Here is a 12,601-nt window from a genome sequence, read left to right as displayed (position 1 = left end):
TAGGGACGGGGTGGAGCCGGGACGGCGGCTCAGTTGCCGAAGGCCATCATCAGCTTCTCCTTCGACTGGACGCTGCCGGACAGCCGTCCGGCGGAGATGAAGAACCGCCCGTCGGCCCAGTCCACGACGGGCTCGTAGAAGGTGTTCTCGATCTCGGCCGTGCCCTGCGGGTTCTGCAGCAACCTGACGGGCCGGTGCGAGGAACCGGTCACCGGGATCGACACCACCTGGCCGCCCGCGTCGTAGGACGCCTGCACATAGGCGACGAGCTTGCCGCCCTCCGTCTTCAGGGGGTACATCGGCTCGTCGGCCGGGGACTTGGCCCGCCACTCGGCCTTGCCGGTGGTGAGGCTGATGGCGACGATCTCGTTGGCGCGGCTCGTGCTGTCCGTCGGCAGGTACAGCCTGTCGGCGTCGGCCGTGACGCCCTGACAGCCCTGCAGCTCCCGGTCCAGGAAACCGCAGCGCGGGGCGAACTTCTCGTCGACCTTCACCTCGGAGCGGAACGTGCCGTCCTTGGTGAACGTGGAGATGTTCCAGGCCTTCTTGTCCGGGTTGGTCAGGTACACCACGAGCGGGTCCAGGGAGTACACCTTGGTCACCTGCCAGCCCTTCTTCACCGGCCGGCTCCACTTGACCCTGCCGGTGGCCGGGTCGAGTTCCTGGATCTCGGCGTGTTCGCCCGGTGCGTACGCGGCGCAGGAGGAGGCCTGGACCAGCCGGCCGGCGCCGCCCGCGTAGGCGACCGGGTAGCAGGAAGCGCCGTACTTCCCCTTCTCGTACAGCTTCTTGCCGCTGTCGATGTCGTACGCCGTGCCCGCCTCCCCGCTGCCCACCATCAGTGTCCTGCCGCTGACGGACAGGTTGATCTCGACCTGGATGTCGAACGCCCCGTGACGGTCGAGCGTGCCGCTCCAGCCCTTTCGGCCGGTGTCCAGGTCGATCTGCTGCAGCTGGTTGCACACGGCGTTGTCGCCGGCGCCGTTCATGTACGCCACGACGACCTTGTCGTCCGCCGACTTCTGCGGGGTGACCGCGCAGATCTTCTGCGGGAAGGCGATCGGGCTCCAGGCGGACCCGCCGTCTCCGACGCCGTAGGCGAAGACCTGCTTGTAGGCCGCCTTCACCACGGCCTTGCCGGTGACCCACATGCCGGGCGCGTCGGCGCCGGAACCGGGGGCGTCCGGTGCCGACTTGTACCAGAGCACCTTCGCCTCACCTGCCTTGCGGCCCGCGTTGAGGTTCTCCGGGTCGTCACCGCCGCCGCTCGATGCGCTCGGCGAGGCGGACGCGGACTGCTCGGGGCCGCCGCTCGGCTGGGCGACCGGCTTCTTCTTGCCGCCGCCACCGCCGCCGCTCGTGACCGCGTACACCGTGCCGCCGATGACCAGCAGCGCGGCCACCGCGGCACCGATGACCAGCGCCGGCTTCTTCCTGCCGGGCGGGGTGCCGGGGACGCCCGGGTACGGCGGCTGCTGCGGCCCGCCGAAGCCGGGCTGGGGCACCGCCCCGTAGGGGCCCGGCTGGGGAACCGTCCCGTAGGGGCCCGGCTGCTGCGGATGGCCGTAGGGGCCCGGGGTGCCGGGGGCGGTGGGGGTGCCGTACGGGCCCGGCTGCTGGGGGTAGCCGTAGCCCGGCCCCGCGGGCTGCGGCGGGGCGGCGGGCGGCTGGGCCGGTGGCGGGGGCAGGGGAGGCACGCCCGCGCCGAACCCGCCCCCCTGCGGCGGCGGGCCCGGCGGCGCCCCGAATCCGCCCTGCGGCGGCTGGTCGGGTGGCTGGGTCATCAGCGCTCTTCCCCCTCGCTCACTGATTTCGCCACGCCCTGAGGTACTTGACGGACCCTGGGTCGTTACTCAGACGGTTCTCAGACGGCCCTTTCTATCACCCGGCACCGACAGCACCCGGGCCCGGATCCGCCGCTGTTCCCAAGGGACGACCGGCCCGTGATGCCGCCGTTACGCGCCTTCACGCCCCCTTCACGCGGCGCACGCAACAGCACCGCGCGCCCGGGGGCGCATGTGCAGGGGTGAAGTGTCGGGGTGCTCCCCGCTGCGCGTCCTCGCTACGCGTCCTCCGCCAATTCCAGCCAGCGCAGCTCCAGTTCCTCGCGCTCGTCGGTGAGCTCGCGCAACTGGGCGTCCAGATCGGCGACCTTGGCGAAGTCGGTGGCGTTCTCGGCGATCTGGGCGTGCAGCCTGGACTCCTTCTCGGAGATCCTGTCCAACTGGCGCTCGATCTTCTGGAGTTCCTTCTTGGCGGCGCGCTGGTCGGCGGAGCTCTTCTCCGTCCCGGCCGGCTTGGGCGCCGCGGCGGCGGCCTGGGCGGCGACCGCCTCCTCCATGCGCTGCCGCCGCTCCAGGTACTCGTCGATGCCCCGCGGCAGCATCCGCAGGGTGCCGTCGCCGAGGAGGGCGAAGACCCGGTCGGTGGTGCGCTCGACGAAGAAGCGGTCGTGGGAGATGACGATCATCGAGCCGGGCCAGCCGTCGAGGACGTCCTCCAGCTGGGTCAGGGTCTCGATGTCGAGGTCGTTGGTGGGCTCGTCCAGGAAGAGGACGTTGGGTTCGTCCATGAGGAGCCGCAGCAGCTGCAGACGGCGGCGCTCACCACCGGACAGGTCGCCGACCGGCGTCCACTGCTTCTCCTTGTTGAAGCCGAACGTCTCGCACAGCTGACCGGCCGTCATCTCGCGCCCCTTGCCGAGGTCGACGCGCTCACGGACCCGCTGCACGGCCTCCAGGACCCGCCAGGTCGGGTCGAGTTCGGCGACCTCCTGGGAGAGGTAGGCGAGCTTGACGGTCCTGCCGACGGCGACCCGGCCACCGGCGGGCTGCTCCTCGCCCTCGCTGCGGGCCGCGTCCGCCATCGCGCGCAGCAGCGAGGTCTTGCCGGCGCCGTTCACGCCGACGAGGCCGATCCGGTCGCCGGGGCCGAGCTGCCAGGTGACGTGTTTGAGCAGCACCTTCGGCCCGGCCTGCACGGTGACGTCCTCGAGGTCGAAGACGGTCTTGCCCAGCCGCGAGGAGGCGAACTTCATCAGCTCGCTGCTGTCGCGGGGCGGCGGCACGTCCGCGATCAGCTCGTTGGCGGCCTCGACCCGGAAGCGCGGCTTGGACGTACGGGCGGGGGCCCCGCGCCGCAGCCAGGCCAGCTCCTTGCGGATCAGGTTCTGCCGCTTGACCTCCTCGGTGGCGGCGATCCGCTCGCGCTCGGCACGCGCGAAGACGTAGTCGGAGTAGCCGCCCTCGTACTCGTACACGTCGCCGCGCTGCACGTCCCACATCCGCGTGCACACCTGGTCCAGGAACCACCGGTCGTGGGTCACGCACACCAGCGCCGAGCGCCGGTTCTGCAGGTGCTGCGCGAGCCAGGCGATGCCCTCGACGTCGAGGTGGTTGGTGGGCTCGTCGAGGACGAGCAGGTCCTGTTCCTCGATGAGCAGCTTGGCGAGCGCGATCCGGCGCCGCTCGCCACCGGACAGCGGCCCGATGACGGTGTCCAGCCCCTTCGGGAAGCCCGGCAGGTCGAGCCCGCCGAACAGCCCGGTCAGCACGTCCCTGACCTTGGCGTTGCCGGCCCACTCGTGGTCGGCCATGTCGCCGATGACCTCGTGGCGGACGGTGGCGGCGGGGTCGAGGGAGTCGTGCTGGGTGAGCACGCCGAGCCGCAGGCCGCCGGAGTGCGTGACCCGCCCGGTGTCGGCCTCCTCCAGCTTGGCGAGCATCCGGATGAGGGTGGTCTTGCCGTCGCCGTTGCGCCCGACGACCCCGATCCTGTCCCCCTCCGACACACCGAGCGAGACGCCGTCCAGCAGGGCACGGGTGCCGTACACCTTGCTGACGTTCTCGACATTGACCAGGTTGACGGCCATTTCACTCCTGTGCGCGGGGCTGTGTCGACATGCGGCTCAGCCGCGGGGGTCAGCCTTCTAGCGTAGGGCCTCGGGGGTGACGAGCGGGGCGCGAGGGGGCTGTCACTCTTTGTGATGCCGTGATCGGGAACAGGCCGCTACCGTGGAGGACAGGCAGCAGGATCCCGTCCATGGGAGGAACCATGACCGCCGAGTCCGTAGAGCACCGCCACCACTGGCCGGTGCCGCCCCAGGACGGCTACACCGTGGACGACCTGTTCACACTGCCGGATCTCCCGCCGCACACCGAGCTGATCGACGGGAGCCTGGTTTTCGTGAGTCCGCAGCGCGCTTTTCACGCCGATGCGATCGACCTGCTGGTGAACGGCCTTCGCCAGGGCCTGCCAATCGAGTTCAAGGTGAAGCGTGAGATGACCATCGTCCTCAACGAGCGCAACGGCCCGGAGCCCGATGTAAGCGTCATCCGCGCCGACGCCGTCACGGGCCCTGGCCAGACGAAGTACGAGGCCAAGGACGTGCTCCTGGCCATCGAAGTCGTCTCCCCGGACTCGGAGTCCCGCGACCGCACGACCAAGCCCCAGAAGTACGCCGCTGCCGGGATCCCGAACTTCTGGCGCGTCGAGGAGAACGGGACGAGTGGTAGGCCCGTCATCCACGTCTACGAGCTCGACCCGCTCACCAGGGCATACATCCACACCGGCATGCATCGCGACCGCATCAAGGTCGACAAGCCGTACCCCATCGACATCGACCTGACGGCGATCGACGAACTCTGAGGCCCTAGAGAACCGTCGCCCCCGCCACCGGCCCTGCCGCCGTCCGTACGCTGCGGCAGGTACCGGACGCCCGCAGCGCCGCCGCCACCTTCTCCGCCGACTCCGCATCCCGCGCGAGGAACGCCGTCGTGGGCCCGGAACCGGACACCAACACGGCGAGCGCACCCGCCCCCCGCCCCGCCGCCAGCGTCTCCGCCAGCTCCGGGAACAGGGACAGAGCGGCAGGCTGGAGATCATTGGAGACCGCCGCCGCCAGCGCCTCCACGTCCCCCTTCGCCAGCGCCTGGAGCAGCTCCGCCGAAGCCACCGGCTCGGGGATCTCCCGCCCCTCGGCCAGCCGGTCGAACTCGCGGAAGACCGCGGGAGTGGACAGGCCCCGCTCGGCCAGCGCGAACACCCAGTGGAAGGTGCCGCCGACCTCCAGGGCGGTCAGCCGCTCGCCGCGCCCGACCCCGAGGGCCGCGCCGCCCACCAGGCTGAACGGCACATCGCTGCCCAGCTCCGCGCAGATCGCGAGGAGCTCGGCGCGCGGGGCGCCCGTACCCCACAGCCTGTCGCACGCGAGCAGCGCGCCCGCGCCGTCCGCGCTGCCGCCCGCCATGCCGCCGGCGACCGGGATGTCCTTGGCGATGTGGATGTGCACGTTCGGTTCGATGCCCCGCCGCTCGGCGAGGACGAGGGCCGCGCGGGCGGCGAGGTTGGTGCGGTCCAGGGGGACCTGGCCGGCGTCCGGCCCCTCGCAGGTCACGCGGAGCTCGTCGGCCTCGGTGACCGTGACCTCGTCGTACAGGCCGACCGCGAGGAAGACGTTGGCGAGGTCGTGGAACCCGTCGGGGCGGGCCGCGCCGACCGCGAGCTGGACATTGACCTTGGCCGGTACCCGTACCGTGACGCTCACGCGCCCGCCTCCCTGCTTTCCGCGATCCGCGCGAACTCCTCCACCGTCAGCGACTCGCCGCGCGCCTGGGGCGAGACACCGGCCGCGACCAGGGCGGCCTCGGCGGCCGCCGCGGATCCGGCCCAGCCGGCCAGTGCCGCCCGCAGGGTCTTGCGGCGCTGTGCGAAGGCCGCGTCGACGACGGCGAAGACCTCGGCCTTGGCGGCGGTCGTCAGAATCGGCTCCGCCCGCCGCACCAGCGAGACCAGCCCGCTGTCGACGTTCGGCGCGGGCCAGAAGACGTTGCGGCCGATGGCCCCGGCCCGCTTCACCTCGGCGTACCAGTTGGCCTTCACCGACGGCACGCCGTACACCTTCGAGCCGGGTGCGGCGGCCAGCCGGTCGGCGACCTCCGACTGCACCATGACGAGCGTGCGCTCGATGCTCGGGAAGGTGTCGAGCATGTGCAGCAGCACGGGTACGGCGACGTTGTAGGGCAGGTTCGCCACCAGCGCCGTCGGCGCAGGGCCGGGCAGTTCGGTGACGTGCATCGCGTCGGAGTGGACCAGCGCGAACCGGTCGGCGCGCGCCGGCATGCGCGCCCCGACGGTCGCGGGCAGGGCCGCGGCGAGCACGTCGTCGATCTCGACGGCGGTGACCCGGTCGGCGACCTCCAGCAGCGCCAGCGTGAGGGAGCCGAGCCCCGGGCCGACCTCCACGACCACGTCGTCGGGGCGGACCTCGGCGGTGCGGACGATACGGCGGACCGTGTTGGCGTCGATCACGAAGTTCTGACCGCGCTGCTTGGTCGGCCGGACACCGAGCGCTGCCGCGAGCTCACGGATGTCTGCGGGGCCGAGGAGGGCGTCGGGAGTGGGGCTGCTCACGGGACAAGGGTACGGGGGCGAGGCGGGCCGACTCGCCAGGTGCCCGGCGCGAGGGCTGGGCGGGGGTGGGACCGCTCACCCGCGCCGGCGGAGCGCCCCGAAGGGGCGCGGGGAACTGCGCGACCAGCCACGAACGACCCGCACCCGGCATCCGACACGCGCCCAACGGCGAATCCCCGCACCCGGCATCCGGCACGACCCCGACGGCGCATCCCCGCACCCAAGCCCTCCCCACGTCACCCGTGCAACCGCGACCCGCAGTGCGGCCACGGCGTCGACCCGCGGCGCGTGTACAGCTTCTTCGCGCGGAAGGTCTGTTCCTCCGCCGGCGCGTCCTGGGGACGCCCCGTGCCGCCGAGGGCGTGCCAGGTGCCGAGGTCGAACTGGTAGAGCCCGCCGAACGTCCCGGAGGGGTCGACCGCGTGCGGGCGGCCGCCGGACTCGCAGGCGGCGAGGCCGTGCCAGTTCAGATGGTCGGCGCCGGCCACGGAGCGCGGCCGCGGCTTGGTGCCCACCTTCACGATCTGCTTGCGCGGTTTGCGCACCACCTCGGACGCCTCCCGGCGCGGCTTCTCCCGGACCCCGTTGACGATCCGCAGCAGATAGGTGTCGCGCCGCAGTCCGGGCTGCCCGGGCTGTACGACGACCTCGGCGCCGGCGAAGAGGGTGGGGTCCTCGGTGCGCTCGGTCCGGAACGGGATCTGCTCCTCGCGGACCTCCCGGGTGCCGCTGACCCGGAGCACGGTCACCGTCTGCCCGTCCCGGGGGAAGCTGTCGAGCGGGACGGAGGTGGTGTCCTGGCCGTGCAGCCCGATCCCGGCCTCCTCGACGGCCTCGCGGACGGTGGCCGCGTTGGTGCGGATGGTCCGGGTCCGGCCGTCGGCCATGATCGTGACGGCGCGCTCGGTGCGTACGTCGAGCGTGAGCCCGGCGCGGCCGATGGGCTGGGAGCGCGAGGTGGACAGGTACGCGCCCTCCGCGCGCACCCCCAGCTCGTGCAGCGCGCCTTCCACCGTGTGCGCCGTCGTCCACACCTCGTGCTGCCGGCCGTCCAGGGTGAGCCGGACCGGGCGCCCGTAGCGCACGGCGACCGTGTCTCCGCTGGCGATCTCCGCGCCCGGGGCGGGTGCGACCGCGTCGTGCGCCCCGACGTGCACGCCCTCCTCGGCCAGCAGCTCGTGCACGTCGTCGGCGAAGGTGTGCAGGGTGCGCGGCTTGCCGTCGACGCTCAGCTCGATCGCCTTGTCCTTGGCGACGAACGCGGTGGTGCCGCCGGCGAGGAAGGCCACGACCAGCGCCTGGGGCAGCAGGCGGCGCACCGCGGATTCCGGGCGCTCGGCGCAGCGCACCCTGCGGCGGCGCGCGGCCCGCCCGCCCCCAACGGCGGCCGCCTCGGCCACGCACGCCCCTTCTCCGTCCGGCGTGCCGACGTCACCCGGCATGCCCCCGGCGTCCTGCGCTCTCCTGTCGTGTTCCGGGTCCCCCGGCTGCGGCAGGCCGCTCCCGCCCTGCCGGGGCAGCACCGGTTCGGTGACGAAGTAGGCCTGGGCCTCGTAGGCGGGCCGGTAGGTGTCCGGGTACAGCCCGTACGCCAGGGTCTCCGCCGTGTGCACGGAGGGGTCCGGGCCGTAGGGCGGATACGGCTCGTAGGTCTCGGACGTCTCGTACTGCGACTTGCTCACGCCGACACGCTCCAGAGGTGCCAGAGGGGTCCGGATCGGGCCCCCAGAACCTAGCGGAGCGACCGTCACTCTCCAAAGCGACGCGACTACGCACTGTTGCCCGTCGAGCGTGCGCCCAGCGCTCGAACAGGAGACTCAGTAGCCGAAGGCGCGGGCGGTGTTGGCGGCGAGAGCCGTGGCCAGCGCGTCCTCGTCGATGCCGCGCACGACGGCCATCGCGCGCACCGTGACGGGGATCAGATACGGCGCGTTGGGGCGCCCCCGGTACGGCGCCGGGGTCAGGAACGGCGCGTCGGTCTCCACCAGGACCAGCTCCAGGGGGGCGACGGCGAGCGCGTCCCGCAGGTTCTGGGCGTTCTTGAAGGTGACGTTGCCGGCGAAGGACATGAAGTAGCCCTCGCGGGCGCAGATCTCCGCCATCTCGGCGTCGCCGGAGTAGCAGTGGAAGACGGTCCGCTCGGGGGCGCCCTCCTCCTTCAGCACGCGCAGCACGTCGGCGTGCGCGTCGCGGTCGTGGATGACGAGCGCCTTGCCGTGCCGTTTGGCGATCTCGATGTGGGCGCGGAAGGACCGCTCCTGGGCCGCCTTGCCCTCCGGGCCGGTGCGGAAGTGGTCCAGCCCCGTCTCGCCGACGCCCTTCACCTGGGGCAGCCCGGCGAGCCGGTCGATCTCGGCGAGGGCCTCGTCCAGCGCCGCGTCGCCGCCCGGCTCACGGGCGCCCTGCCGGGACCAGCCGTCGGGGTCGCCGTGGACGATGCGCGGGGCCTCGTTGGGGTGAAGGGCGACGGTGGCGTGGACGCTGTCGTGGGCGGCGGCGGTCTCGGCGGCCCAGCGCGAGCCCTTGAGGTCGCAGCCGACCTGGACGACGGTCGTCACCCCCACCGACGCGGCCTTCGCGAGGCCCTCCTCGACCGTGCCGGACTGCATGTCGAGGTGGGTGTGCGAGTCGGCGACCGGAACCCGCAGCGGCGGCGGAAGCGGCGGTGCGGCGTTCTTGTCGCCCTTGGAGGTCTGGCCGGCGTTCGAAGGCATGCCCCGATCCTACGAAAGGGGCATGCCCGCACCGGCCGGCGTTCCGCTCAGCCGGCCTTGCGCTGGAACGCGTGCAGGAGATCGGACAGGTGCCAGTGGTGCGGTTCGCCGGGCTCCGTGGGCACCTGGGGCGCCTCGACCGGGCCGGCCTGCGGCACGGCGTGGTGCCGCTCGGCGGTGCCCCGCACCGACGAGACCTGCCCGGCGCGCATGATCCGCACGACGTGACCGTCGCAGTTGAGGCAGCTGGGCCGGCTCAGCGGCGACGGCACGACCCGGCCGTCGGCCACGTACAGCACGAACTCGTGCCCGTCGGCGTCCGTGTGGTGCTCTATCTCGTACGACTGCTCCCAGCCGTGCCCGCATCGCATGCAGGCGAACGAGTACGACTCGTGAACGACGGCTGAAGGCGTGCCACGGAGGCCGGTCTGCCCTGCGATCTCGCTCATGCCAGCTCCTCTGTTCCGCTGGACGAGCGCCCCGCAACGGGGCGCTCTTCAACCAGTGGACGCCTTCACCAGGCCGAACGCACGAGGGCTGTCGAGTGTTGGAGGCGATTTGAGTCTTCCTTGCCGAAAAGGCCCCGGTCGGCCCCGTTTCCCTTTGCCATCGGCGACAGCCCTTTGCCGTCCCATGGCCCGCTCGCTCACCCGAGAACAGCCCTGCTCAGAGGGGGTATGAAGGCTGGGAGGACCGGGAGGAGACCCGTCAGTCACCCGAACGCTTCGCGGCCACAACGGCATCGAAGACCACTCTCTTCGGCAGCCCCGCCTCCACGGCCACCGCGGCGATGGCCTCCTTGCGCCGCTCCCCCGCCTCCTCACGCGCGCGTACCCGCCGTACGAGCTCCTCCGCGCCGAGTTCCTCCGGTGCGGCCTGCGGCGCCCCCTCGACCACCACGGTGATCTCCCCCCGGACGCCTTCCGCGGCCCATTCCGCCAGCTCGGCCAGCGGGCCGCGCCGTACCTCCTCGTACGTCTTGGTCAGCTCCCGGCACACGGCGGCCCGCCGGTCCGCGCCGAAGACCTCGGCCATGGCGGCGAGGGTGTCGTCGAGCCGGTGCGGGGCCTCGAAGTAGACCAGGGTGCGCCGCTCGGCCGCGACCTCCTTCAGCCGGGACAGGCGCTCGCCGGCCTTGCGGGGCAGGAAGCCCTCGAAGCAGAAGCGGTCCACGGGCAGCCCGGACAGCGCGAGCGCGGTGAGCACGGCGGACGGCCCCGGTACGGCGGTGACCCGGATGTCCTTCTCGACCGCGGCCGCGACCAGCCGGTAGCCCGGGTCGGAGACGGACGGCATCCCGGCGTCGGTCACGAGCAGCACGCGCGCGCCGCCGAGCAGTTCCTCGACCAGCTCCGGCGTACGCGCGGACTCGTTGCCCTCGAAGTACGACACGACGCGGCCCTTGGGTGTGACGCCGAGGGCCTGGGTGAGCCGGCGCAGCCGCCGGGTGTCCTCGGCGGCGACCACGTCGGCGCCGGCGAGCTCCTCCGCCAGCCGGGGCGGCGCGTCCGCGATGTCGCCGATGGGGGTGCCTGCGAGGACAAGGGTTCCAGTCACGCTCCCCATCCTCGCAGGAACCACTGACAGCCCGTCCGACGTGCCGACGAGCACCGCGGACGGCCGGCCCTCCGGGCCCGGCGGGACGACCGTGTCGCGACCGGTACCCCACATGCACGGGACTCGCACAGCACGGTTCCCTACCATGGCGCGGGTGACCAGTACCGCGTCCTCCATGGACCTCCGGCAGGGCCAGGCGCCGCACGACCAGCGGCCGTCGTGGCAGCAGCGGCTGCGCCGATTCGGATACGTACCGGCGAAGGACGCGCCCTCGGGCGACGTACGCGACCGGCTGGTGCCCCCGTACGCCGAGCCGAGCCCCCGGCTGTGGCAGGTGCTCGGCGTGCCGCCGGTCCTCGCCGAGCGGATCACCCGCTGGTCGGGCTGGGGCGGGCCGCTGCTGGTGACGCTGATGGCGGGCCTGATGCGGTTCTGGAACCTGGGCAGCCCGCGCGCGGTGATATTCGACGAGACGTACTACGCCAAGGACGCCTGGGCGCTCGTCCACCGCGGGTTCGAGGTCAACTGGGACAAGAACGCCAACGACCTGGTGCTGCAGACGCACGGGCACCTCACGATCCCGACGGACGCGGCGTACGTCGTGCACCCGCCGGTCGGCAAGTACGTCATCGGGCTCGGCGAACTGGTCTTCGGGTTCGACCCGTTCGGCTGGCGGTTCATGACGGCGCTGCTGGGGACGCTCTCCGTCCTCCTGCTGTGCCGTATCGGCCGCCGCGTCTTCCGCTCGACGTTCCTCGGCTGCCTGGCGGGCGCGCTCATGGCGGTGGACGGCCTGCACTTCGTGATGAGCCGGACCTCGCTGCTCGACGGCGTGCTGATGTTCTTCGTGGTGGCCGCGTTCGGCTGTCTGGTCGTCGACCGGGACCGGTCACGGCAACGGCTGGCCGCGGCCCTGCCCGTGGACGCCGACGGCCGGGTCCGCCCGGACGAGCACGTCGCCGACGCGTTCCGCTTCGGCCTGCGCCCCTGGCGCTGGGCGGCCGGGCTGATGCTGGGCCTGGCCATCGGCACCAAGTGGAACGGCCTGTACATCCTGGTCGCGTTCTGTGTGATGGCGGTGCTGTGGGACGTCGGCGCCCGGAAGACGGCCGGCGCCCGGCACCCGTACGCGGCGGCCGTGAAGTACGACACGGGCATCGCCTTCCTGGCGACGGTCCCGGTGGCGATCGCCGTCTACCTGCTCTCCTGGCTCGGCTGGATCCTCTCCCCGACGGACGGCACCGGCGGCTACTTCCGCAACTGGGCGGCCACCGACGGCAGGGGCGGCAGCTGGACCTTCCTGCCGGACTGGCTGCGCAGCCTGTGGCACTACGAGCACGAGGTGTACAAGTTCCACGTCGGCCTGACCTCCCCGCACACCTACCAGTCCAACCCGTGGAGCTGGATCGTGCTGGGCCGTCCGGTGTCGTACTTCTACGAGTCCCCGAACCCCGGCGCCGACGGCTGCCCGGCGAACGCGGGCGAGAAGTGCGCCCGTGAGGTGCTGGCCATCGGCACGCCGCTGCTGTGGTGGGCGGCCTGCTTCGCGATCCTGTACGTGCTGTGGCGGTGGGCGCTGCGCCGCGACTGGCGCGCCGGTGCCATCGCGTGCGGCATCGCGGCGGGCTACCTCCCCTGGTTCCTGTACCAGGAGCGGACGATCTTCCTCTTCTACGCCGTCGTCTTCCTGCCGTTCCTGTGCCTGGCGGTGGCCATGATGATCGGCGCGATCATCGGCCCACCGGGCTCCTCCGACACCCGCCGCGTGATCGGCGCGTCGGCGGCGGGCGTGCTGGTCCTGCTGATCGCCTGGAACTTCATCTACTTCTGGCCCCTGTACACGGGCACGGCGATCCCGATCGACTCCTGGCGGTCGCGGATGTGGCTGGACACCTGGGTCTGACCGGACCCTTGGCGTT

10 protein-coding genes are annotated in these 12,601 nt (G+C 72.2%); 2 read left to right on the top strand and 8 right to left on the bottom strand.

Features of this window, described 5'->3' with window-relative positions; all coding sequences use genetic code 11:
• Positions 1-29: 29 nt before the first annotated feature.
• Together FB563_RS17800 and FB563_RS17795 are read right to left on the bottom strand one after the other, a co-directional pair.
• On the bottom strand, positions 30-1,784 hold the full coding sequence (locus FB563_RS17800; protein WP_142218781.1) for an outer membrane protein assembly factor BamB family protein: 1,755 nt from the start codon (positions 1,782-1,784) through the stop codon (positions 30-32).
• A gap of 278 nt (positions 1,785-2,062) precedes the next feature.
• A complete protein-coding gene (locus FB563_RS17795; protein WP_142218780.1) occupies positions 2,063-3,871 on the bottom strand; it encodes an ABC-F family ATP-binding cassette domain-containing protein in 1,809 nt (602 codons plus the stop codon).
• Between the two features lie 170 nt (positions 3,872-4,041).
• On the opposite strand from FB563_RS17795, the gene FB563_RS17790 reads away from it, so the two are divergent.
• Positions 4,042-4,647, top strand: a complete 606-nt coding sequence (locus FB563_RS17790) for a Uma2 family endonuclease (protein WP_244329024.1) — start codon at positions 4,042-4,044, stop codon at positions 4,645-4,647.
• Between the two features lie 4 nt (positions 4,648-4,651).
• Here the strand turns inward: FB563_RS17790 and FB563_RS17785 are convergent, their stop codons facing one another.
• The 6 genes from FB563_RS17785 to rsmI form a co-directional block, all read right to left on the bottom strand.
• A complete protein-coding gene (locus tag FB563_RS17785) occupies positions 4,652-5,545 on the bottom strand; it encodes a 4-(cytidine 5'-diphospho)-2-C-methyl-D-erythritol kinase (protein WP_055709420.1) in 894 nt (297 codons plus the stop codon).
• The gene (gene rsmA, locus FB563_RS17780) at positions 5,542-6,411 is read right to left on the bottom strand and encodes a 16S rRNA (adenine(1518)-N(6)/adenine(1519)-N(6))-dimethyltransferase RsmA (RefSeq protein WP_055709421.1); all 870 of its coding nucleotides are present in this window, start codon (positions 6,409-6,411) and stop codon (positions 5,542-5,544) included. The genes FB563_RS17785 and rsmA overlap by 4 nt, the downstream gene beginning before the upstream one ends.
• A gap of 236 nt (positions 6,412-6,647) precedes the next feature.
• Entirely contained in the window at positions 6,648-8,093 is a 1,446-nt protein-coding gene (locus FB563_RS17775) for a resuscitation-promoting factor (RefSeq protein ID WP_142218779.1), read from the bottom strand.
• Between the two features lie 135 nt (positions 8,094-8,228).
• A complete protein-coding gene (locus FB563_RS17770; RefSeq protein ID WP_055704291.1) occupies positions 8,229-9,125 on the bottom strand; it encodes a TatD family hydrolase in 897 nt (298 codons plus the stop codon).
• Between the two features lie 47 nt (positions 9,126-9,172).
• Positions 9,173-9,574, bottom strand: coding sequence for a hypothetical protein (locus FB563_RS17765; protein WP_055704290.1), 402 nt, complete (start codon positions 9,572-9,574; stop codon positions 9,173-9,175).
• 259 nt (positions 9,575-9,833) lie between these two features.
• A complete protein-coding gene (gene rsmI / locus FB563_RS17760) occupies positions 9,834-10,682 on the bottom strand; it encodes a 16S rRNA (cytidine(1402)-2'-O)-methyltransferase (RefSeq protein ID WP_055704289.1) in 849 nt (282 codons plus the stop codon).
• A gap of 154 nt (positions 10,683-10,836) precedes the next feature.
• Here rsmI and FB563_RS17755 point away from each other — a divergent pair, with 154 nt between their 5' ends.
• On the top strand, positions 10,837-12,585 hold the full coding sequence (locus FB563_RS17755; protein ID WP_055704293.1) for a dolichyl-phosphate-mannose--protein mannosyltransferase: 1,749 nt from the start codon (positions 10,837-10,839) through the stop codon (positions 12,583-12,585).
• Positions 12,586-12,601 lie beyond the last annotated feature (16 nt).

It is taken from the genome of Streptomyces puniciscabiei (assembly GCF_006715785.1).
Classification (GTDB): Bacteria; Actinomycetota; Actinomycetes; order Streptomycetales; family Streptomycetaceae; genus Streptomyces; species Streptomyces puniciscabiei.
This window is presented reverse-complemented; position numbering and strand designations above follow the sequence as displayed.